The organism is Streptomyces sp. JNUCC 63 (assembly GCF_054366325.1).
On sequence record NZ_CM135963.1, the window covers coordinates 7,663,737 to 7,684,401 of the forward strand.

The window sequence follows — 20,665 nt, forward strand, 5'->3', positions numbered from 1 at the left end:
GCTGACGCACGCTCCTCCAGCCGCATGGAAAGGGCACCATCCATCGATGTTCGTGATGGTGAACGCCTCACAAGGGCGGGATCACCTTACTCACCCTCGGACGGCTCCTCGCCCTCAGCCGTCGGCGTCTCCGCCTCCTCCGTTCCTGCTTCGGCTGCGGGTTGTTCGCCTTCGGTCGGGGTCGCTTCGGGTTCCGGGGTCTCGCCGGCTGCGGGCGCTTCGGCTTCCGCCTCCTCCGTTCCTGCTTCGGCTGCGGGTTGTTCGCCTTCGGCCGGGGTCGCTTCGGGTTCCGGGGTCTCGCCGGCTGCGGGCGCTTCGGCTTCCGCCTCCTCCGTTCCTGCTTCGGCTGCGGGTTGTTCGCCTTCGGCCGGGGTCGCTTCGGGTTCCGGGGTCTCGCCGGCTGCGGGCGCTTCGGCTTCGGTCGGGGTGGCCTCGGTCGTCGGCTGCTCGGCTTCGGTCGGGGTGGCCTCGGGTTCCTGAGGTGCCTGCTCGGTGTCGTCCATGTCTTCACCTCCTTCCTGCGACGCGCAGTCAAGGAGTCGGGTGTCCGTCGCCTGGTAGCCACCGGGATCCGAACGAAAATTTTTGAGCGCTTTACGCTTTTTGTCCTATTCCTTGAGGGGGAGGATGTCAACGGGCCCCGGGCGAGAGGTTGGCGGGCGGTGCCTACCTCTACCTGGCCGCCTTCTCCGCCGTTGCCGGGGGTTGTTGTCGGTGGGGTACGGGCTGCTGGTGCTGCAGCCCGTACATCCCGCACGCCACGGAGGCGTGCTCGCCTGAGCCGGCGCCCACGCCGGCGACAGTGATGGCCCCCGGAGGGCGGCGGACATCGCGATCAGCGCGCGGGTCGTCGATCTACGGCAACTGTGGCCAGCGCTCGGTCGCACAGGGGCAGTGGAGGTCCCGGAGCTCGTCGTGCAGCTGCTTGATGGACCACGGCGTCGAGTCCGGCTGGCTTGAGCCGGCGCCGGCCGGCCCGGCCCGGCACCAGGTGATGGCCCGGACCGGCCGGCGCCGGGTGAAGCCGTGCTCGGTCTGCGATGAGCCCTGCCTGACCGCCGGGGTCCATTGACACCGGCCGCGGCCGCCGCCGGGTGGACCTGTGCCGCGATCACACGCTCGCCGTGTCGCGGCCGTCCTCCACCATGCCGACGGCCCTGGAGAGGATCCTGGCCGACCTGGGGGAGATGCTGACCGAGCTGGGGGTGCACGTCGCCGCTGCGGGTCCACACCGATCAAGAGGGCTGGTGCCATGAGACTCGGCGATGAGCCCCAGCGCTACTACCTCACCCTGACCGCCGGCAGTCGGATCGTACTGCAGGGCTGGTGGGCCAGTGAGGCGACGGCGCGCAGGAAGTTCTCCGGTTGGGTCGGCGCGTACGGCCACCTGCACGGCGTCAGGATCACGCTGGTCGACGAGGAGACGGGCCAGACGCTGGCCAGCTGGCCGTAGCGTGCCAGTGCTCGGCAGGCTGGGGCTCCCTGCGCCGGGTCTGTCTCTCCCTGGGGTGTGACCGCTGCCACGGCGGGTGCCCCGGTCGTGGATGACTACGACCTCTTCGCCCTTCAGGCCCTCGGCTTCGCTGCGGTGCAGGAGGCGCCGCAGCGGCTGGCCCTGCTGCCCCTGGACGAGGCGCATGATCTGCTGCGGTTTTTGGTGGCGGTTGCGCGGATCGGCCGGCCAAGGAGATCGCCGCCCGTGTCCTGTCGGAGAACTGACCGGGTATGAGAGGCCTCACGGGGTTCGCGTATCCGCCGGGGGCTCGGGTCTGGGAGCACTGACGTGGCACGCGCCAGACTGGTCACGGTCTGGCGCGTTACGGGCGAAGCTGCACCGTCTGGTGCTGGACGAGCTCGGATTCCAAGGGGAGCCGGACCGGTCAGATGCCCGCCGCGCTCCAGGGCGATGTCGAGCGGGAGCCGGGCCAGGCGTAGTGCCGCCCTGTCTGCCTCGGCGCCGACGCCGCGCACCGGTGACAGCCCGGTCACGGTCACGATGGTCCCGAAGGGGGTGCCGGTGGCCATGCACCTTCTCTCCGTTCACGCTTTCTTTCCGTACACCCTCCTTTGTTCCATCCATGGGGACGCTGAGCCCCGCCCCGATCCCCTGCCGACATCAGGTTTCCGTATCGGCAGGGCAGGGTTCAGGCGGCGGGGCATCGCGCCGGGGCGGTGGAGTGGGGGACACGCCGACCGTGCCGCCTCGGCCGCTCGGCTGCTTCCGCCCCATACTCTCGGGCGCTGTGACGCTGGCAGACGGAACATACTGGCTGGGGCCATCGACCGGCCGACTGTTGATCAAGACTGGTCGCGCCGGGCTGGGCCGCAAGGCGGGGCACGACCTCACCATCGAGGTAACCCGGTGGTCCGGCGAGGCGGTGATTGCCGCGGGTGACCCCAACAGGTCATGGGTGAATGTCACCGTGGAGACGGACTCGCTGGAGGTCCGGGAGGGAACGGGCGGGCTGAAGCCGCTCACCGATACCGACCGGGCCGAGATCAAACGGACCCTGGGAGGCAAGGCCCTGCTGCATACCGCAGCGCACCCCACGATCACCTTCCGTTCCACCGGCATCACGGGGACTGCGCAGTCCTTCGAGATCAACGGTGAGCTCACCATCAAGGGCCGCACCCACCCCGTGACGGTGCACGGGAAGGGCAACGGCGACGGTCTCGTCCGCGGCTGGGCCACCGTCACACAGTCCACCTGGGGCATCAAGCCCTACACCGCGTTCCTGGGCGCACTGCGGCTGGCCGATGATGTCCGGGTGGAATTCGATGTAGCCCGACTCGAACCCGCAAACGGACCGGGCTGCTGAAGTTGATCGGTGACCTCGGTCCGATGGAGGGAGCCAACCGGACTGCAGGGTGGAGGAGACCCCAGCAGCCCCGTTTCAAGCCGTGCTGCGACGTCATCCGCGTTCACCCGGCCGACGCGCCGGGCGGGCGCGGTCGGGCGCTGGTGTTTTAGCGTCGTCATGCCTTGCGCTGTGACAGGACCGCAAGGCCCGGGCGGCCCCCGCACGCAGCGCCCTGGGCGGGGGCCGCCGCCCCGTCTGCCGTGCGGTGGTCAGAGGGGAGCAGCCCCAGCGTGGTCGGCCCCAGCCGGCCTGCGCGACCGGATGCGCGGTTTCCCCCGGTACCCGTTGCGCAGCCTCCTCCTGGCCGGGGGAGGCTGCGCAACGGGTGTACTCATCGGGCGTCGGTACCGAAGCCCTGGGCGAGGACGCCGGATGGCCTGCTCATATCGAGCGCAGCGCGCCGTGGCGAGCCAGGGCCTCGCACAGCTCTCCTTCGACCACATCGGGCAGGGCGGCGCCCTGAGCGTGCTTGAGGACGTGTTCGGCGACGGCGGACAGCTTGGTGTTGGTGTGCTGGGAGACCTCCCGCAGCACGGCGAAGCCCTCGCCACGATCTATTCCTCCCATGGCGACGAGGGCGCCGATGGCCTGGTCGACCACTGCATGGGAGACGAGCGCGTACTCGAGCTGCCGGTTCTCCGTACGCAGCCGTTCGATCTCAGAGGGCTCTACGTTCTTTCCCGGGTTGGTCCTCCCATTCGTAGGGTGGGGACGCCCAGGGGTGCCGGGTGTGGCTATCAGAGGGCTGCCGCTCGTGGCTCGAAACGCTTCGCCGCCCGGCGCCCCACGACGACTCGGCCGCCGATTAGGAAGTGCGAACAAGTCGCTGCGTAGAGCAATGCCGGCGAGGTCGTCCGTGGTACGAACAGCACGAACACGCACGTCAGGAGCACGATGAGCCGGATATGGGCGGGGATCGACAGTGGCAAGGGACACCACCACGGCCTCGCGCTGGACGCCGAGGGCAAGACCCTGCTGTCGCGACGGGTCGCCAACGACGAACCCGAACTGCTGAAACTGATCGGTGATGTCCTCGACCTGGCCGACGGCCGTGAGGTCACCTGGGCCATCGACATGACCGGCGGGGAACCCGCGCTGCTGCTGGCCCTGCTGGTCAACCACGGCCAGGAGGTCCTCTACATCCCCGGCCGCCTGGTGAACCGGGCCTCCGACGGCTACCGCGGCGAAGGCAAGACCGACGCCCGCGACGCCTACGTGATCGCCGACCAGGCCCGGATGCGCCGCGACCTGCGGCCCATCCGCCCCGGCGACGAGGCGGCCGTCGAGCTGAAGCTGCTGACCGGACGCCGGGCCGACCTGGCCGAGGACCGCACCCGCGTGGTGAACCGGCTGCGCGGCACCCTGCTGAGCATGTTCCCGGCCCTGGAGCGGGTCCTGGAGGTTACCAACACCGGCCCGCTCAGGCTGCTGACGGGCTACCAGACCCCGGCCGCGATCCGCCGCACCGGCATTGCGCGGCTGACCAAATGGCTGGCCAACCGCAAGGTCCGCAACGCCAGAGCCCTGGCCGAGACGGCGGTCGAGGCCGCCGAGCGCCAGCACACCGCCGTTCCCGGGGAGAAGACCATCGCGAAGCTGGTCCACACCCTGGCCGAGGAGGTGATGGCCCTCAACGAGCAGATCTCTGAGACGGACAAGCTCATCGAGGGCCGGTTTCGCGAGCACGAACTTGCCGACATAGTCGAAAGCGTCCCGGGCATCGGCACCATCCTCGGCGCGGAGTTCCTCGCCGCCTGTCGGCGGCAGCCTGGACGGCTTCGACTCCCCGGACGCCTTGGCGGCCTTCGCCGGCGTCGCGCCCGCGCCCCGCGACTCGGGCAAGGTCAGCGGCAATCTCCACCGGCCGGTCACCTATCACCGCAGACTCCAGCGCGTCTTCTACACTTCCGCGCTGGTCAGCGTCCGCTGCGACCCGAACTCACGCAGGTTCTACGACCGCAAACGCGCCGAGGGGAAGAAACACGTCCAGGCCGTGCTCGCCCTCGCCCGCCGACGCGTCAACGTCCTGTGGGCTCTGATCCGTGACCGACGGTGCTACCAGGTCGCACCCTCAGTGATCGCGACCACTTGACAACAGCATTAGGAAGCGTTAAGTCCCGTTCCTGATGATGTGGTGTCGCCCGTTCGTGGGTGATGGGACGGTTCCGCCTTCGCGTCATGTCGTGCGCATGATGAGGTCGCGAGCATGGAACGGATGCCGTACGCGACCGACTTGTCCGACGAGCAGTGGGTGTTGATTGAGCCGCTGGTCACCGCGTGGAAGCAGGAGCGGGTGGCGCGGTCGGCGACCGGGGACCCGGGCTCCTGCGACTTGCGCGAGGTCGTGAACGCGTTGCTTTACCAGAACCGGACGGGCTGTCAGTGGCGGCTCCTGCCACACGACCTCCCGGCCTGGTCGGCGGTGTTCTACTACTTCACCCTGTGGCGCCAGGACGGTCTTGACCAGCGGATCCAGGAGATCCTGCGCTGCCAGGTGCGGGAGCGGTCCAGACGATTAGAGGACCCGTCCCTGGTGATCATCGACACCCAGTCCGTCCGGGTGGCGGCCGGGGTGCCGAAGGAGACGACGGGGCTGGACGCGAACAAGAAGACGCCCGGCAGGAAGCGGGGACTCGCCGTCGACGTGCTGGGCCTGATCATCGGTGTGGTGATCCTCGCCGCGAGTGCGCACGACAACGAGGCCGGCATCGCCCTGCTGGACCAGGCGGCCGAACGATGCGGGATGCGCCTGGAAAAGGTCCTGGTCGACCAGGGCTTCAAGGACGCCGTGATCATCCACGGGGCGGTGAAGGACATCACCGTCGAGGTGGTCCGCCGCAACCCCGACGACGAAGGCAAGGGCTTCGTCCCGCAACCGAAGCGGTGGGTGGTCGAGCAGGTCAACGGCACCCTCATGCTGCAGCGGCGCCTGGCCCGCGACTACGACCACCGACCCGACAACGCGGCCTCCCGCGTCTACTGGGCCTCCACCGCCGGCATGCTCCGCCGCCTCACCACCCCTGCCCCCGCCTGGCGGGACGACGTGGAGCTGGCAGCGTGAACGTCCACGAACTCCTGCGGCTGCTGCAGACCGAACACGATGAGACCGCCGCACGAGCCGACAACCTGCGCGAGCAGATCGAGCGGCTCACCACCGACCTCGCCGAGGCCGAAGCCCGCCTGGCCGAGCTCGCCGCCACCCGCAAGGTCATCGACGGCCTCACCCCTCCCGACCACGCAACGGCCCCCGCGGAGACCGCCACCGCCACCGTCTACCAGCGCATCGTGACCACGTTCAACGAGCACCCCGGGCAGGTGTTCCGCGTCCGAGATCTGCACGAGCACCTCGGCCTGCCCACCGACGAGCCCTCAATCAACGTCACCCGCTCCCGCCTGGGACGACTCGTCCGCCAAGGACTCCTCGAACAACCCGGACGCGGCCGCTACCAGAAACGGACTTAACGCCCTCTCAGCAGCATCCGACGTGCTGGCCGAAGCCGACCCAGAAGGGTCGGGAAACGCGGAAGAGACCATGAAATCACCGTGATGACAGCGGACGGGACCCTGTGCATCACCTGCCCAACATCCTCCCTCAGCATCCATCCGCTCGCGGCGCATCACAACACGTAGGTCCTCCGAGCCGGGGCCCGGAGGACCTAGCAGGGCTTGCTGCCGAACCCCGCAGCCTCCGAGTAGCCGTCGCCGGCACTGCTCATGCCGACAGGGCATCCGACCGGGCGGCGGCGGAGCGTGATCGTCGGGCGGATGCAGCACGGGAAGGGGGTGTCACGCTGCCTGCCGTCACGCGGATTCCGCCCCAGAACAGGCGTTGGCGGCCCCCGAAAGAAGATCGTCGCGGGAGGCGGTTGCACGGGCGGTTGCGTCCAGTTGCGTCGCCCGCTCCAAAGCCGCCGCGTTCCTGCAGGCTGTCGCGTGGTCGGGGAGCTGACATCCATGCGACCCCCGCAGCCTCTCCGAAGCAGGAATGAGAAGGATTGGGGCGGCTGGGGCCGGCGCTGCCGGGGGATCTGGCGTCCCCCAGGTTCTGGGTGGCAGCGAGGGCTCTCGCAGAGCTCAGCTGACGAGGCGGAAAACCGGAGCCGACAGCGCCGCGGTCCTGGCGTGCGGCTTCCGGTCATCGGCTACGGCTGGCGCCGGTCGTCGCGGGTGGCGGGCCGATTGGGCCAGACAGTGCGTCGTCAGGGTGTTCGATCAGCTCACCGCCACGGGGCGGGCCCCCGGCCGGCCTCGGAAGAGCCGCATCAGCCTCCGCGGCGGCAGGTCGAGGCTCTCGTCCGGGATGAGGCTGTCCTGCAGCAGCTCCCACATCGCCATCTCGTACTGGTCCACGTCCCATCGCCTGTCCAGGTAGAGGGCGCTGGTGAGTTGCCTCGGTGCTGCCGGCCGACGCCCCGTCGGAGACGCAGTCCGAGGCCGGTCGTACAGCGGCAACTACGTGTCGGCATCTCCGCCCCTGCACGCGAGGACCGCTGGGCAGCGTGAACGGGACCCGGCACAAGACACCGCGGAGCAACGACCAGGAGCCCTTGGATGCGGACTGCCCTGACACGGATGCCGGCGTCTGAGGGAGACAAGCATTCAGCCAGCCGGAAGTGAAGGATGCGGACGTACGGGATCCGCTCCGGCTCCAGTCAGGGCAGCCGCGGATGAGGCGATACCGTCAGACTACGGGGGCTGCCACCAGAGGGCATCGCGGCACGCCCTCAGGCCGGCCCCGCCCGGTGCGCCGGCACAACAGGCTCTCAGCAGGGCGGCTTGCCCCACCGGTCGGTGTCCCGGTCTCCTGCCCGGCAGCGCGGGCACGTTGGGGGCGGCCGGCCCCGGTCGTCGCGCGGTCTCGCCGCACAAAAGGGGCGGGTTGCCTGGTCCGGCAACCCGCCGTGCATCAGCGTGAGCGGTCAGCCCCGGACGATGTTCTGTGCCTGCGGGCCCTTCTGGCCCTGGCCGATGTCGAAGGTGACGTGCTCGCCCTCGGTCAGCTCGCGGTAGCCGCCCCCTCCCTGGATTTCGGAGTAGTGGGCGAAGAGGTCTGGGCCTCCGTTGTCCTGGGCGATGAAGCCGTAGCCCTTTTCGGCGTTGAACCACTTCACGGTGCCGCTGGCCATGCTGCTTTTCCTTCGTTCATACCTGGGAACAGCCCTTGATCACGGGCATGTTCCGGCTCCCGTAGCAAAGAGAGCCACCAGCCGTTCTACCCCGCATGGCCTGGTCTACCCGGCCGGGACACAGGCGCACGAGCGGCCCCAAGCGCCGGGAGTACGCCAGGGCGCCGGTGGGAGCCTGAGGTTCGTAGTTCTGAAGGTGCTCGGGGGCCTGTCGCGGAGGTCTGCCATGCCCCGAACGCACAGCGCACGTTCCCACTACGGCCGCGAGCCTGGCCGCTGCTGCTCCTGGACACCGGACACGCCGGACGGGGCTGGCGCACTGCCATCGGGACCGGCCGCTGCACGACAGCTGCACCGACAGCGGCCGGAAGCTCAAGGCGCGCCCTTGCAGCCAAACCGCTGGTCACATCCGGTGAGCCAGTCCCATCGGTGGGATCCGCTGGGTCCGAGGAGGTGGGGCAGCCGCACGTCCAGGACGGGGGTAGCGCAGGGCGGTGGCAAGCGTGACGGCCTGGCGGGCCTGAGCCGCGGCCGGCTCCTGGCTGAGTGCGCCTGCGGGCGCCGGGTGGCGGCCAGGAGCCGGCGAGCGGAGGCGGCTGTGACGGATGCCAGATTCGGTGGGCACGGCGCTCGGTCCCCGTGCAGTGTGCTCGCTCTGCCCGGCTGAACGGTCCCGCGAGCTGTTTTGCGGAGCGCGCTGCCCCGCTCATGGCGGCCCATGTAGGCGGCTGCCGCGGGGAGAGTGCATGACGGCCCGTTCCCTGGGCGCCGGGGGCCGCACCGAACACCTGCGGTCGAGCCCCGGCATCCCAAGCCGTATCCAGCCGGGGCTGGGAGGGGCCGTCAGGACTTGCCGCGGCCGGTGATGAAGTCGCGGGCCCGGTCGACCAGGCCGGCGCCCGGTGCGAGGAGCTTGTTCGCGGGCGGAGTGTCCGGGGCAGCCGGATGCGGGCGGGTCGGGGCCATGGCCTTGGCCCGCCGGACCTTCTCCCCGAGATCGCCGAGCATCTCGGACGAGCAGGCCTGACGCAGCAGCGGGAAGAGGTTGTTCTCCTCATCCTCGACGTGGGCGGTTACCTCCTCCATGAGCTGCTGCAGCAGCGGGCTCATCTGGGGGTCGTCGGCGTTGATCCCCTCCAGCTGCTTGAGGATTGTCTCGACACGGCTGTGATCCGCGATCTCCTTGTCCGCGATCCGGGCGCCGTCGTTGACATGCTCGCGTACCGTCGGGTACAGGTACTGCTCCTCGGCGACCGAGTGCCGCACCAGCTCGATGGTGACCTCGTCGACGAGGTCACGCAGCTCCTGCCCTTGGCCGGTCATGGATTGGATCCTGCCGAAGATCTCTTCGACCTCCCGGTGGTCGTCCATCAATTCCTCGATCACATTGCCGCCATGCCCCATCGTGCATCCGCCTCTCGCTTGTGCTGTCAGGGCCAGGTCCGTCCCAGCCTGCAGACACTGATCCCCCGTCGGCACACCATGTGGGGCCCAGCCCCATACGGCTCACCCGATCGGATGCCAACCTGAACATCGCGCAGGCCTTCGAGGCGTCCTGCGGGGGCCGCCGCACTCCCTTGATGTGAACGCGTCGGTGCCGGACAGACTCAGTCCGGCTCGGTGGCACCTGAGGATCATGCAGCCCAAGAGCGGGCGGGCAGAGACGATGGGGAGGCGGCTCTCAACGAGCTCTACACCATGCCGCCGCCCGACTTCGTCTCCTGCTGCGAGGAACTGGCCGCGGCCGGCCGCGCCGAGGACGCCCACCGGATCCAAGCCGCCCGCCGCCCCACGCGCGCGGCCTGCGCTCCAGCCGCCACCCGTCGCAGCTCCACGGCCCCTGCCCGCACAGCTCCTGCAGGGTGTGCCGCTCGAAAAGTCGTCGTCGCAGGGGGCAGCGGTGACGGTTCGTCGGCGGGGAGCATGCCCGGATGATCGTGTCCCTGTTGTCCTAGGTGACCCGGAAGCTGCTCTTTCTGCCGTCGTTGCTGTTTTGCGGGGGTGCGGCGAAAGACGCTGGGCTTTTCGTCCTGCGCCCCGAGAACGCGGTGCCGCTGGCAGCCGGCTGGCCCGGTCCGCTCCGAGCCGGTCGATCGGTTCTGGTCCGCCACCCTCTGCGGGCTGATACCTCGGTGTCGCCGGCGCGAGGTCTTCCCGGTCACTGTGGGCACCCTGCTCGGCCGGCATCGCCGGTTCGTCGCCGTGAAGGGGGACGACGGCGCGCGCAGGCGCACCGGTCGGCCGCCGACCGCCACGGCGCTCAAGAGCCTCGTCCGGCGACTGGCCGGCGAGAATCCGCGAGGGGGCCACCGGCGGATCCAAGGGGAGTGGGCGCGGCTCGGGCGGATCGCAGCCTCGGCGGTGGGGGAGATGCTCCACGCGGCGGGCATCGACCCCGCGCCGCGTCGCTCCGGTCCGGCCTGGCGCGAGGTCCTCACCGCCCGGGCCGCAGGCAGCATCGCGGTGGACTTCTTCCCCCTCGACACCGCGCTCGGCAGGCGGCTCTGTGCGCCGGCCTTCCCCGGGCACGGCGCCCGGCGCCTGCACATCACCGGGTCACCGCCCAGCCGGTGCGGGAGTGGACGGCGCGGCGGGCGAGGAATCTCGCCGCCGACCTCGGGATGCGCAGGGAGTCCCTGCGGTTTCTGCCGCGCGCTCGAGGCGGCGGGTACGGCGCGGCGTTCGATGCGGTCTTCGGGGCCGAGGAACTGGACGTGATCGAGAGTGCGCCGCGGGCGCCTGGGAGGAACGCCCACTGCGGGCGCGTCATCGGCGGCCTCCGCCGCGAGGTCCTCGACCACATCCTCGTCAGGGCAGAGGCGCAGGCCCGGCAGGTGCTTGCGGCCTACCCAGAGGCACCACAACGAGCGCCGGCCCCACCGGGCGCGCAACCGGCTGCCACCCGATGCCCCAAAACAGCCCACCGCGATGGACAGCGGCGCCCCCGAGCTGCTGCGCACCCGGATCCTCGGCGGCCTCCTCAGCGCGTACGGATACGCCGCGTGACCTGCGGCGACGACTTTTCGAGCGGCACAATATGCCTCCGGCGCGGCACAGCTCCGCCGTCCGGCCCACCTGAACCAGACCCCCCCTTCGCGGCGGGATGCCGCCGCACGCCGGTGCGTGGCAGCCACGTGGGCGGCCACGCACCGGCGCCCGGCAGCGCACTTCCAACTCCTCACCAGCTGAGTGCTGTTGTCCGGCCACACGCATCACGCTGCGGACTGGCGTCCGGCCCGGCCGGCGTCACCGCGTCGGGCGAGGGAGTCAGGCCTGCGCCGGCACCTTTGCGGTGTTCGCGGTCTCCTCGGCGCCGGCCGTCTCGGTCGTCGGGGCCGCTTCTGCGGCTGCGTCTTCCGTGGCGGGCGCGGACTCGGTCACGGCGGTGTACAGCACGGTGTTCTTCTGCTTCATCCGCTGGATGCGGCTCTTGGCGACCAGCCGCTCCAGGGTGTTGCGCACGGTGTTGATGTCCCGGGCCCGCTCGGGGTGCTCCCGCTTCAGGTCGCCGGCGACCTCGCCTGCGGTGCGCGGCTGCCCGGCGTGCCTGCCGAGGACGCTCAACAGCAGCTCACCCAGGGTCGGTTCACCGGCCTTGGTCGCCGTCGTCTTCTTCGCCGCGGGAGCCTGCTTCGCTGCTGCCTTCCTCGTCCCCGACTTTTTCGCGGTGGCCTTCTTGGCCGTCGTCTCCTTCACGGCCGTTTTCTTGGCCGTGGTCTTCTTCGCGGGTGCCTCGGCCGGCTTGTCCTGCCGCTGCTTCGGCACAGCCGCGGAAGCCTCGACATCGGTCGCTTCGGACGGCTCGGCCGACTCGGCCGCTTCGGTCGGCTCGGTGGGCCCAGGCGTGTTGTCCTGCGGCTGTGCCGGCTCGCCCTCGGGCGCCTGGGCGCTGGCGTCGGCCTCGGCCGGGGCGGACACCGTCTCCAGTGCCTTCACCAGCCAGGCTTCGTCCGCCTCGAGCTGCTCAAGACGCTTACGCAGACGGGCCTGTTCCTCCCGGTTGTCCGCGAGGTGGTTGGCGAACTGGGCCGCGTACTGGCTCTGCAAGCTCTGGGGGGTGGGCTCTTCCGGCTCGGTGGCCACGCGGCACGCTCCTTCGTACGGGGGTTGTTGCTGCCGGATGCTACCCACCCAAACGGGACCGTCGCCGCTGTCCTGGGCACACACCACCCTTACGAACAGCCGCACACGGCCTGCCGCACCTGCCGGCACCGGTCCGCCGGAAGGGACACCGGACGCGAAACCACCTCACCACCTTCCGCTCCACGGTCCGCCCGGATCCGCCCCGCACAGACGCCCTGCCCGCGCAGACGACACCGCCGTGACCGCCGGTACGCGCCGTTTCGTGCCGCCGCGACGCACAGGCCGAGGTGGGAAAGAGCTCGAGATCGGAGTGGTCGTGATGCGTGAGGCGTACGACGGGTACCAGGCAGCGGGCCGGCCGAAGGTGCCGACTGCGGCCTGGCGGTGGGCGGCGGCCTCGAACCTGGTCCCGGTCGCCCATGCCGGAGTGGGTTGGTGGGCGCGCGCGGTCGTCGAGGCCACAGATGCGGAGGCGATGCGGGCGGCGCTGCGGAGACCGGCCGTTAGCCTGTCGGTATGTCAGAGCGTGTCATCCCGGGCCGTACGGGCGGCCTGATCACTCTGGGCGCCGCGGACGCTCTGTGGGCCGGCTTGACGACCGGCAGCGCTGTGCCGACGGCCTCTGCGGCGTTCACCTGCTCTCCTGCCCACGCCCAGGCGGGCTACGTCCTGCTCGGCGGCTGTGTGGTGGCGACGGTGAAGGCAGGCGGCGGCCAGTGGAGTGTTCCGGAGACTGAGGTGCGCCGGGCGGCAGCGGAACTGAACGCGGTTGAGATGGACCGCCAGGACCTGGTCCGCATCGGTCCGTTCCGTGACGGGTCGAAGCAGGAGCACAACGAGGGACCGCCGCTGCGATGGCGCCGGCGCATCGCCCGGGAACTGCAGGAACTGGACGAGCCCGAGCGGGCAGCACGATGTGATGGCGGCCGGCCGTACCATCTGGCGGGGATCGACTGGCGGCAAATACTCGTGGAGCAAACCCGCGACCGGACGGCGCAGACATGGTGGCTGCCGCGCGCCGTGGTCAGGCTGCTGGATGTGGCCGAGCACACCGAAACGCGGTGGCTGCAAGCCGCGCGGACCCGCCAGAAAAGCGCAACCGTCACCGAGTCGCCCTCCCACCACCGGCAGGCCCGAGCCGCCGACGGCCGGCAGACGACGAGCCCCGACTGCCCAACCACCCCACTGCGCCCGTACAACGAGGAACTGAAAGGCCACCTGTACTCGGTACTCAGCAGGAAACCCGGCACCTCCCGCAAGGTGGCCGGGTGGACGTGCGCCATCTGCCGCACCGCACCCGCCGCCGTACTCGACCACTGCCACGAACACGGCTACGTCCGCGCCCCCGTCTGCCACTCCTGCAACACACAAGAACGACCCGACCACCTCTACAGCAACGACATCCGCGTGGCCAACCACTACACACGCCTCTTCCACACCCACACCGCCGACTGGCTCCGCCACTGGCACCGCTGCCCCGGCTGCCGCACCCGCACCACCCTGCCACTGCCCCACCTCGCCGCATGGACCGCCCACATAGCCTGCCGATCACTGCGCCCGACCCACCGCGACCCCAGAGGCTCCCGCGGGCGCAAACCCTGCGGTGCGCTGCGCGTGTCCTGGACCGGCAGCCACCATGCGCCCGGTTCCTGCCTGCTCACGGTCGCCGTCGACTTGTGCCCCTCCGGCGAGCACCGTGTCCTGGCGCAAGTCCCCTACCGCGAAGCCGCCGAGCGGTTTCGCGCCTGGCTGGCCGAGACCGCCCCTGCCGTGGCGGCCGAGGCCGGACCCGACCGCCTGGACGGCCTCCCAGCCCGGTTCCGGCCCGTCATCGCGGACACCAGCGGTGAGGGCCTGGCGCTGTTCTGAGCGAACAACCAGAGACCCGACACCAACGTCGACCGGACGATGACGAGATGACGAGGGCCATAATGACAAAGCCGAAGGTCAGGGCTGTCAGGCGGGACTGACACTGAAGCCGGAGGAAGGCCGCATCGAGCCCGCTACCGGACGGCATCGGCGTCTCCGCGGCGGCCTGCCCGGTGCCATTCGCCTTCTTCACCCAGCCCCGCAGACTCACCGAGCTGACGCCGAGTTCCCGGGCGACCTCGGTCACCGTCCGGTCCGAGGAAGCCACGAGCGCGACCGCGTCCCGCTCGAACTCCTCCGAGTACCGCTTCGTCTACTTGCTTCCCACCTGGCACTGCTTCCTCTGGGCTCACACATCCCAGTCTCCAGGTGTCCACGATCAAGGGGAAGCTTCACCCACCTCGGCCCTCGACATGGGCCACGCTGTCGGCGTACGGACTTTTCTCCCCAGGTGCGTACAGACGAACGTCCCCAGCTGTCAGGCCACGTCGGTCTCTCGCTCGATGGCCTTGAGGCGGTTCTTGAGCCGGTAGCTGGGGCCGTTGATGGCGATCACTTCGCAGTGGTGCAGGAGGCGGTCGAGGATGGCGGTGGCGAGGACCTCGTCGCCGAAGACCTTGTCCCACTCATCTGGGGCTGGCACTTGTTCCCTCACACGGGTTGTCGCTGCCACCTGGCCGTATCCCGTTTCCGGGGTCCTCGTTGGTTCTCGCGGTAGCACTCCGGTTTTCCAGGTGCTGCCTTGACCGTTCAGGTGCGAGGAAGGTGTGCCGGTGGCCGAGGCGAGACTCCAGGTCATCGCGGGCGGAGCCGTTCCGCAGGAGCCCCTGGCGACGGACCCGTGGCAGTTCCAGGCCACGTGCGTCGATGCGTTCGTCGCCTCGTGGCGGGCCCGCGGGTTCAGCCCGGTGACCATCGACAACGACATCGGTCTGCTGGAACGGACGCTGACCGCACTGGGCCGGCCCGCGTGGGAGGTGACCCCGGAGGACATCGACCGCGTGGTCGGCGATCTCGCGGTGAAGGGCCGCAAGACCTCGACGCGTCGCGAGTATGTGCAGATCTTCAAGGGGTTCCACCGGTTCCTGCAGGCCCGCAAGGCGGCCGAGATCGAGGCCACGTTCGGCGTCCGACTGGTCTGCCCGGTCGACGAATTCAACGCCTCCCGGCATGTCGGCGACGACTCCCCGGCCCTGGTGCCGCCGCCGACCCCGGAGCGGGTGGCGGAGTTCTTCGACTTCATGAATCAGCGGATCGCGACGGCGAGGAAGTACGGACCCGCCGCGAGGGACTATGCGCTGTTTAGGACGCTGTATCACGCCGGGCTCCGCTCAGAGGAGGCATCGCTGCTGGAGAAGCCGGACGTGCACTTCACCCGCGGCCCGTTCGGCAAGCTCCACGTCCGCTTCGGCAAGGGAGCCCACACCTCCGGACCGCGGCCGCGCTGGGTACCCATGCTCGACGGCCTGGACCTGGTGCTGCGCTGGTTCCTGGAGGACGTGCGGCCCAAGTTCCCTGATTCTCCTGTGCTGTTCGCCGACGAGTCCGGCGGGAGCCTGCACCGGGGGACGATCCGTAACCGGCTGCGGTATCTGATGGAGCTCGAAGGGCGCCCGCCCGCGGAGAGGTTCAGCCCGCATGCCCTGCGCAGGGCCTGCGCGACCCACAACTACGAACGCGGCGTCGACCTGGTGGCGATCCAGCAGATGCTCGGGCACTGGACGGTCAGCTCGACCATGCGCTATGTCCGGCCCTCTGCGACGTTCATCGAGGACGCCTATCAGCGGGCCGTCGCCGGCACCCTGGCCGAGCTGACCGGGAAGGACACCACGGCATGAAGATCCGATGGCGGCTGCGGATGGCCGCCGCCCAGCGCGAGGTGTGGACCGGCACCGAGCTGCGGCGGCTGCTGGCCGAGAAGGCCGGCCTGGAACTGTCCTCCGCCTCGGTGTCCGCGCTGTTCACCAAGGAACCCTCGCAGGTGAAGATGACCACGCTGGCCGCGTTGTGCACCGCGCTGGAGTGCACCCCCAACGACCTGATCGAGGTCGACACCACCCCCGTCGAGCGGCCCACCGCACCGCCCCGGCCCGTCGCCGACCTCCCGCAGGTGGCCTCCGGACGGGGCCGGTCAATGCCGCCCCTGTAACCGGCCGACGCGATGGGCAAGAAACAACGGGACTGCGTCAGCTGCGGCGCCCCCGTCGGTTATCTCGACCGCCAGCACTGCTGCCGGTGCTGGCGCCGGATGAAGGAACAGGCCGCCAAGGCGAAGTGCCCGTCCTGCGGCAAGGACCGCGTGCTCCAGCAGGACACCGGCCGGTGCATCCTCTGTTCGCGCGTCTGCGAGCAGTGCGGCCATCCGGTCCGCGCGGCCGGGAACCGTCTGTGCCGGGACTGTCGCCGCAAGGCGGAGCGGTTGGAGGACCAGCAGCCGTGCCCGCGCTGCGGCAAACCGGGCTATCTGCGCGAGACGACCGGCTGGTGCGGTCCTTGTTCTCATCCCGGATCACCGAAAAAGCCGCCCCGGGTCTGCCGTGAGTGCGGCCGGCTGCGGCGGCATGCCGGGCTGGGACTGTGCTCGCCCTGCTGGCAGAAGCACCCCGGACGCCCCTTCATCCGCGGCGAACACCTTCGCGAACGGCTCGCCGACCCGCCCGCATGGCTGGGCGACTTCGTCGCCCATGTCGCCGCCCGCCACTGCGTCGCCCGGGCTTGCGGCTTCGTCACCGACCTGGGCCGGCTCCTGGAGGACGAGCACTCCAACTCGCCCCAGGCGCTGCTGGAAAGGTCCCGACGCCCGGGACGGTCGATGGGCTCCTTCGCCCGCGCGCTGGAGGACTTCTTCACCCTCCGCGGCCTGTCCCTGCCCACCGACCAGGCCGAACGGCTCGCCGCCGGGCGACGCAAGCGTCGCGTCGACGCCGTCCCCGACACTCTCCGTCCCGCCGTCGTCGCCTTCGACGCCTACCGGATGCGGGCCCAGGACCGGGCCCGCCGGGCCGGCACCCGGCCCCGCAGCGACCACACCCTGGAAACCGCCCTGGCCATCCTGCGCGACCTGGCCCTCTTCCTCGTCGAGCACCGCGGCAAGGACGACTGGGCCCTGGTCGACGTTCACGACGCCGAAGCCTTCCTGGCCACCCTGCCCCGGGCCCGCAAGCGGCGGCTGACCGTGCTGCGACAGTTCTTCCGCTTCGCCCGCTCCAAGCACATCGTGCTGGTCGACCCGACACGGACCTTGACCGCGAAGGAGCCGAACGGCTTCCGCGGCCGGACCCTCACCCTCGACCAGCAGCGCGACCTCTTCCGCCGCTGGACCACCGACGAGGATGTCCATCCGCACGAGGCCCTGGTCGGCATGCTTGCCCTGCTGCACGGCGCCTCCAGCTCCGAGGTCCGGATGCTGCAGGTCACCGACGTCGACCCGGTGACCCAGAGCGTCCGGCTCGGCAAGCGGCCCCACCCCGTCCCCCTTGACCCGGCCTCCTGGGATGTGCTGCAACGCTGCCTGGCCCACCGCGAGGCATGGCCGACGGCCAACCCGCACGTGATGGTCACCAAAGGAACCAAGGCCGGGCGAAGCCCGGCCTCAACTGCCTATCTATCCCACGTCCTTGACGCCTGCGGATACCCGCCCCGGACGATCCGCAGCACCCGCCTCGTCGACCTCGTGAACACCATGGACCCCAAACTGGTCGCGGCCGCCTTCGGCATGGACCCACAAGCCGCCCTGATCTATCTCGCCGACCACATCGACGAGGGGCGACTTCCTGCCTCGGAGCCGGGCCGGAAATGACGAGAGACAGCACCGGAGACTCCCGCAAAATTGCGGCCATGACCGTCTTCTCCTGCAGTGCCTGTCAGCAGCGAATCAGCCCCGACCTCCGGGAAGTGCCAATGCCGCCGCCGGTAACGGAGGAAGCCCCCGGACACAGGTTCCTGCCGCCGCTGATGCCGCGCGGATCGTACGCGGTCAGCCCTCACACCGGCGTGTTCGTCCTCAACCCCGACGACATCTCGGGAGTGGCCAGACACCCTGACCGCGGGCGCCTCAACAAATGCTGCGGACTCGACGGCCTGGACGGCCCCAACCTCGTCTGCGATGCCTGCGGCGCCGAGGTCGCAACCCAGCAATCGGATTGCTGGTCTCAACAGCTGATCGCGTTGATCCCCGACGCGGTGACGACAACTGCCTCGCCCTCGGCTTGAACCCGTGAAGTTTCGGCAGCACCTGGCACAGGTTCGCCGGAACATGTGCGCTTTGCTGAAGGTCTTGTTCGAGGTCAGGATGATCGATCCCTTCTCGTAGCGCTTGGAGATCACCTGGAAGACCAGGTTTGCCTCGGCTCGTTCGAGGGGCTGGTAGCCGACTTCATCGACGACGAGGACGCTGGGCCGCAGGTAGGTGCCGAGTTTGCTGGTCAACCGGCCTGCGGCCTCGGCTGCTTTGAGGTTGCGGACCATGTCGTCGAGGCTGGTGAAGTAGATCGAGTAGCCGGCCCGGCAGGCCGCGACCGCCAGAGCGACGGCGATATGTGTCTTGCTGACTCCGGGCGGCCCCAGCAGGGCGGCGTTGGCCTTGGCCTCGACGAAGGACAGGGTGGCCAGGTCCTTGACCTTGCGCGGGTCGAGTTCGGGCTGGAAGGAGAAGTCGTACTCATCGAGCGTCTTGTGGTGCGGCAGCCGGGAGAGTCGCAGGCCCTGGCGGAAGCGGCGGTCGTCGCGGACGGCCAGTTCCTCGGACAGCACCAGGTCGAGGAAGTCGAGGTAGCCCATCTTCGCCTCGTCCGCCCGGCGGGTGTACTCGTTGATGGTCTCCGCCAGGTGGGGCAGGCCGAGCTTGACGGCCGTGGTGCGGATGCGGTTGCCGGTCAGCTCGCTCAAGAGGACTCCTTCGTTGCGGAGTTGATGGTGAAGGGGCGGGTGCCGGTCAGCTCGTCATAGACCGACAGCGGTCGGCGGCCGACCTCGATGCGGGTGGCCGCGGCCCGGTTCAGCAGGGCCTGCAGCGGTCCGGACTCCTCGCCCAGAGGCTGGTTGGTGCGGGGCCGGGGCACCACGTCGCCGGTGGTGGTCCGGCGCCCCTTGCCGGTGGGCAGGCCGTCCCAGTGCGTCTCCTTGACGACCCGGGCCCCGCGGCCGACCGCCCTGGGATGCGTGGCCAGCAGCGTTTCGCCGCTGGCGTCCGCGACGGTTGAGTGCAGCATGACCTGCGACTTCGTGGCGTGGATCTCCACCAGCTGGCGGGGGCGGACCCGGCGGGCGGGCACCGAGTAGAGGTTGCCGCCGAAGGCGACCAGGCAGTCCTTGCCGACCGGCCGCAGGTGCCGTTCGGCCACCAGATACGGGGTCGGCGGCAGCGGCTTGAGGGCCGCGTGGTCGCGGGCCGCCCGCTCGCCGATGACCTCCCGGTGCGTCTTGTGGATCTGGGCCCGCCGCTGCGGCACCCAGGCGGCGAAGGCGGCGTCCATCTCCTCGATGGAGGAGAAGGCCCGGCCGGACAGGACGTGGTCGCGGACGATGAGGACCTGTCGCTCGACCCGGCCTTTGCCGGTGGGGCGGTAGGCGGCCAGGACGTCGATGTCGAAGTCGTAGTGGCCGGCGAAGCCGACCGCTTCCGGGTGCAGCGGGACCGCCTCGCCCGGGGCGACGTGCCGGCGCACGACGGTCTTGGTGCGGTCGTAAACGATCGTCATCGGCACCCCGCCGAAGTGCGCGAACGCCCGCCGGTGGCAGTCGAAGAAGGTCTGCAGATCCTGGCTGGTGGTGAAGCAGCAGAACGGGTCGCGGGAGTACGACAGCGTCATGTGGAAGGAGTAGACCTTCCCAATGCCCATGTGGGCGAGGATCTTGCCCTCGTCGCCCCAGTCCACCTGGGCCTGGGCACCCGGGATGACCTCGAAGCGGCGGTGCAGGCCCGCCAGCTCCTTCGGGGTGATGCCGAGTTCCTCGGCAATGCGGGGGCGGGCTTGCTGGACGTAGAGCTTGGTCCGCTGGTAGTTGCCGGTGAAACCGTACTCAGCGGCCAGCCGCTCGTGGATCACCGATGCCTTCATCAGGACCTCGGCCCGCAGCATCGAGTCGATCAGCGGCGCGAACTCGTCGATCTTCCTGGCCAGGGACCGCCCGTTCGCCGACCGGCGCGGCGGGGTCGCCGGGCCCGGCGCCGAGAGGTACTTGCGGACCGTCTTGCGGTCCAGCCCCGTCTCCCTGGCGATCTCCGACAGGCTCATCGCCCCGGACTCCAACAGGCCACGGAAACGTCGCAGTTCCAACCAGCGATGCGGGTCCAAGACCATCGTCGACCGCCCCTCCGCCGCCTACACCGACCAAGCAGCAGAGTGCCGAGCAGCACCCCTCAGCGCATCAGGAACTGGCCGCGTTCATCCGTACGCGGGTGGGGACGTTCAGGTGTACGCCGACACACGCCCTCGAAGTGCTCGAACTGGTCCGCTCCCTGGCCGCGCGGGGCCGCACCCCCGTCCTCGTCCTCCACGACCTGACCACCGCCTGCCGCTACGCCGACCACATGATCGCCCTCAAGAGCGGCGCGATCGTCGCCCAGGGCGCTCCCTCCGCCATCGTCTCCCCGGACCTCGTGCGCGACCTCTACGGCGTGGAGAGCGTCATCCTCACGGACCCGGTCCACGGCACCCCGGTGATCTGCCCCCTGCACGTCGCCACCCCCGGGGCGGGCGCCTGAACCCGCGCCCGACACCCCGA

Annotated in this window: 18 protein-coding genes and 4 pseudogenes; 12 read left to right on the forward strand and 10 right to left on the reverse strand. The window is 70.0% G+C overall.

The window, feature by feature from the left end; all coding sequences use genetic code 11:
• Nucleotides 1–86: 86 nt before the first annotated feature.
• Entirely contained in the window at nucleotides 87–503 is a 417-nt protein-coding gene (locus tag ACX25U_RS35465; RefSeq protein WP_454386090.1) for a hypothetical protein, read from the reverse strand.
• Between the two features lie 749 nt (nucleotides 504–1,252).
• On the opposite strand from ACX25U_RS35465, the gene ACX25U_RS35470 reads away from it, so the two are divergent.
• The 3 genes from ACX25U_RS35470 to ACX25U_RS35480 all read left to right on the forward strand — a co-directional run bounded on the left by ACX25U_RS35470 (nucleotide 1,253) and on the right by ACX25U_RS35480 (nucleotide 2,819).
• Complete coding sequence (locus ACX25U_RS35470; RefSeq protein ID WP_454386092.1) at nucleotides 1,253–1,453, forward strand: hypothetical protein; 201 nt, start codon at nucleotides 1,253–1,255, stop codon at nucleotides 1,451–1,453.
• Between the two features lie 87 nt (nucleotides 1,454–1,540).
• Nucleotides 1,541–1,729 (forward strand): DUF6417 family protein, encoded by a 189-nt coding sequence (locus ACX25U_RS35475; protein ID WP_454386094.1) that lies wholly within the window; start codon nucleotides 1,541–1,543, stop codon nucleotides 1,727–1,729.
• Nucleotides 1,730–2,243: 514 nt separating this feature from the next.
• Nucleotides 2,244–2,819: a YceI family protein gene (locus ACX25U_RS35480; RefSeq protein WP_454386096.1), complete on the forward strand. Its 576-nt coding sequence runs from the start codon at nucleotides 2,244–2,246 to the stop codon at nucleotides 2,817–2,819.
• 423 nt (nucleotides 2,820–3,242) lie between these two features.
• Here ACX25U_RS35480 and ACX25U_RS35485 read toward each other — a convergent pair whose 3' ends face one another.
• Nucleotides 3,243–3,803, reverse strand: a complete 561-nt coding sequence (locus ACX25U_RS35485; protein ID WP_454386098.1) for an ANTAR domain-containing protein — start codon at nucleotides 3,801–3,803, stop codon at nucleotides 3,243–3,245.
• Between ACX25U_RS35485 and ACX25U_RS35490 the strand changes: the two are divergent.
• The 3 genes and pseudogenes from ACX25U_RS35490 (at nucleotide 3,756) to ACX25U_RS35500 (ending at nucleotide 6,323) form a co-directional block, all read left to right on the forward strand.
• Nucleotides 3,756–4,953, forward strand: a pseudogene (locus tag ACX25U_RS35490) (IS110 family RNA-guided transposase). The gene ACX25U_RS35485 and the pseudogene ACX25U_RS35490 sit on opposite strands and share 48 nt — an antisense overlap.
• A 114-nt stretch (nucleotides 4,954–5,067) precedes the next feature.
• Complete coding sequence (locus tag ACX25U_RS35495) at nucleotides 5,068–5,922, forward strand: IS5 family transposase (RefSeq protein WP_454386100.1); 855 nt, start codon at nucleotides 5,068–5,070, stop codon at nucleotides 5,920–5,922.
• Entirely contained in the window at nucleotides 5,919–6,323 is a 405-nt protein-coding gene (locus ACX25U_RS35500) for a type IV toxin-antitoxin system AbiEi family antitoxin domain-containing protein (RefSeq protein WP_454386102.1), read from the forward strand. The genes ACX25U_RS35495 and ACX25U_RS35500 overlap by 4 nt, the downstream gene beginning before the upstream one ends.
• A 750-nt stretch (nucleotides 6,324–7,073) precedes the next feature.
• On the opposite strand, the gene ACX25U_RS35505 is transcribed toward ACX25U_RS35500, so the two are convergent.
• The 3 genes from ACX25U_RS35505 to ACX25U_RS35515 form a co-directional block, all read right to left on the reverse strand.
• Nucleotides 7,074–7,211, reverse strand: a complete 138-nt coding sequence (locus ACX25U_RS35505; RefSeq protein ID WP_454394841.1) for a hypothetical protein — start codon at nucleotides 7,209–7,211, stop codon at nucleotides 7,074–7,076.
• Nucleotides 7,212–7,780: 569 nt separating this feature from the next.
• Complete coding sequence (locus ACX25U_RS35510; protein WP_454386104.1) at nucleotides 7,781–7,987, reverse strand: cold-shock protein; 207 nt, start codon at nucleotides 7,985–7,987, stop codon at nucleotides 7,781–7,783.
• Between the two features lie 843 nt (nucleotides 7,988–8,830).
• On the reverse strand, nucleotides 8,831–9,391 hold the full coding sequence (locus tag ACX25U_RS35515) for a hemerythrin domain-containing protein (RefSeq protein ID WP_454386106.1): 561 nt from the start codon (nucleotides 9,389–9,391) through the stop codon (nucleotides 8,831–8,833).
• A gap of 1,434 nt (nucleotides 9,392–10,825) precedes the next feature.
• On the opposite strand from ACX25U_RS35515, the gene ACX25U_RS35520 reads away from it, so the two are divergent.
• Nucleotides 10,826–10,993 (forward strand): hypothetical protein, encoded by a 168-nt coding sequence (locus ACX25U_RS35520; protein WP_454386110.1) that lies wholly within the window; start codon nucleotides 10,826–10,828, stop codon nucleotides 10,991–10,993.
• A gap of 261 nt (nucleotides 10,994–11,254) precedes the next feature.
• On the opposite strand, the gene ACX25U_RS35525 is transcribed toward ACX25U_RS35520, so the two are convergent.
• Entirely contained in the window at nucleotides 11,255–12,070 is an 816-nt protein-coding gene (locus ACX25U_RS35525; RefSeq protein ID WP_454386112.1) for a BlaI/MecI/CopY family transcriptional regulator, read from the reverse strand.
• A gap of 516 nt (nucleotides 12,071–12,586) precedes the next feature.
• On the opposite strand from ACX25U_RS35525, the gene ACX25U_RS35530 reads away from it, so the two are divergent.
• Complete coding sequence (locus ACX25U_RS35530) at nucleotides 12,587–13,939, forward strand: endonuclease domain-containing protein (RefSeq protein ID WP_454386114.1); 1,353 nt, start codon at nucleotides 12,587–12,589, stop codon at nucleotides 13,937–13,939.
• On the opposite strand, the pseudogene ACX25U_RS35535 reads toward ACX25U_RS35530, so the two are convergent.
• Both ACX25U_RS35535 and ACX25U_RS35540 read right to left on the reverse strand, forming a co-directional pair.
• Nucleotides 13,899–14,237, reverse strand: a pseudogene (locus ACX25U_RS35535) (transposase); the annotation flags it as partial. The gene ACX25U_RS35530 and the pseudogene ACX25U_RS35535 overlap by 41 nt on opposite strands.
• Before the next feature lie 180 nt (nucleotides 14,238–14,417).
• Nucleotides 14,418–14,567, reverse strand: a pseudogene (locus ACX25U_RS35540) (ATP-binding protein); the annotation flags it as partial.
• Nucleotides 14,568–14,712: 145 nt separating this feature from the next.
• Here ACX25U_RS35540 and ACX25U_RS35545 point away from each other — a divergent pair.
• Genes ACX25U_RS35545 through ACX25U_RS35555 form a run of 3 tightly spaced genes read left to right on the forward strand, consistent with a single transcriptional unit; the run spans nucleotide 14,713 to nucleotide 17,738 of the window.
• Nucleotides 14,713–15,777, forward strand: a complete 1,065-nt coding sequence (locus tag ACX25U_RS35545; protein ID WP_454386116.1) for a tyrosine-type recombinase/integrase — start codon at nucleotides 14,713–14,715, stop codon at nucleotides 15,775–15,777.
• Nucleotides 15,774–16,088 carry a helix-turn-helix domain-containing protein gene (locus ACX25U_RS35550; RefSeq protein ID WP_454386118.1) on the forward strand — a complete coding sequence of 105 codons (315 nt, stop codon included), beginning with the start codon at nucleotides 15,774–15,776 and terminating at the stop codon, nucleotides 16,086–16,088. The genes ACX25U_RS35545 and ACX25U_RS35550 overlap by 4 nt, the downstream gene beginning before the upstream one ends.
• A 12-nt stretch (nucleotides 16,089–16,100) precedes the next feature.
• The gene (locus ACX25U_RS35555; protein WP_454386119.1) at nucleotides 16,101–17,738 is read left to right on the forward strand and encodes an integrase; all 1,638 of its coding nucleotides are present in this window, start codon (nucleotides 16,101–16,103) and stop codon (nucleotides 17,736–17,738) included.
• A 464-nt stretch (nucleotides 17,739–18,202) separates the two neighbouring features.
• On the opposite strand, the pseudogene istB reads toward ACX25U_RS35555, so the two are convergent.
• Together istB and istA are read right to left on the reverse strand one after the other, a co-directional pair.
• A pseudogene (gene istB, locus ACX25U_RS35560) lies at nucleotides 18,203–18,826 on the reverse strand (IS21-like element helper ATPase IstB); the annotation flags it as partial.
• On the reverse strand, nucleotides 18,823–20,175 hold the full coding sequence (gene istA / locus ACX25U_RS35565) for an IS21 family transposase (protein WP_454386121.1): 1,353 nt from the start codon (nucleotides 20,173–20,175) through the stop codon (nucleotides 18,823–18,825). The gene istA and the pseudogene istB, both read right to left, overlap by 4 nt.
• A gap of 203 nt (nucleotides 20,176–20,378) precedes the next feature.
• Here istA and ACX25U_RS35570 point away from each other — a divergent pair, with 203 nt between their 5' ends.
• Nucleotides 20,379–20,645 carry a hypothetical protein gene (locus tag ACX25U_RS35570; RefSeq protein WP_454386123.1) on the forward strand — a complete coding sequence of 89 codons (267 nt, stop codon included), beginning with the start codon at nucleotides 20,379–20,381 and terminating at the stop codon, nucleotides 20,643–20,645.
• The last annotated feature ends 20 nt before the right edge of the window (nucleotides 20,646–20,665 follow it).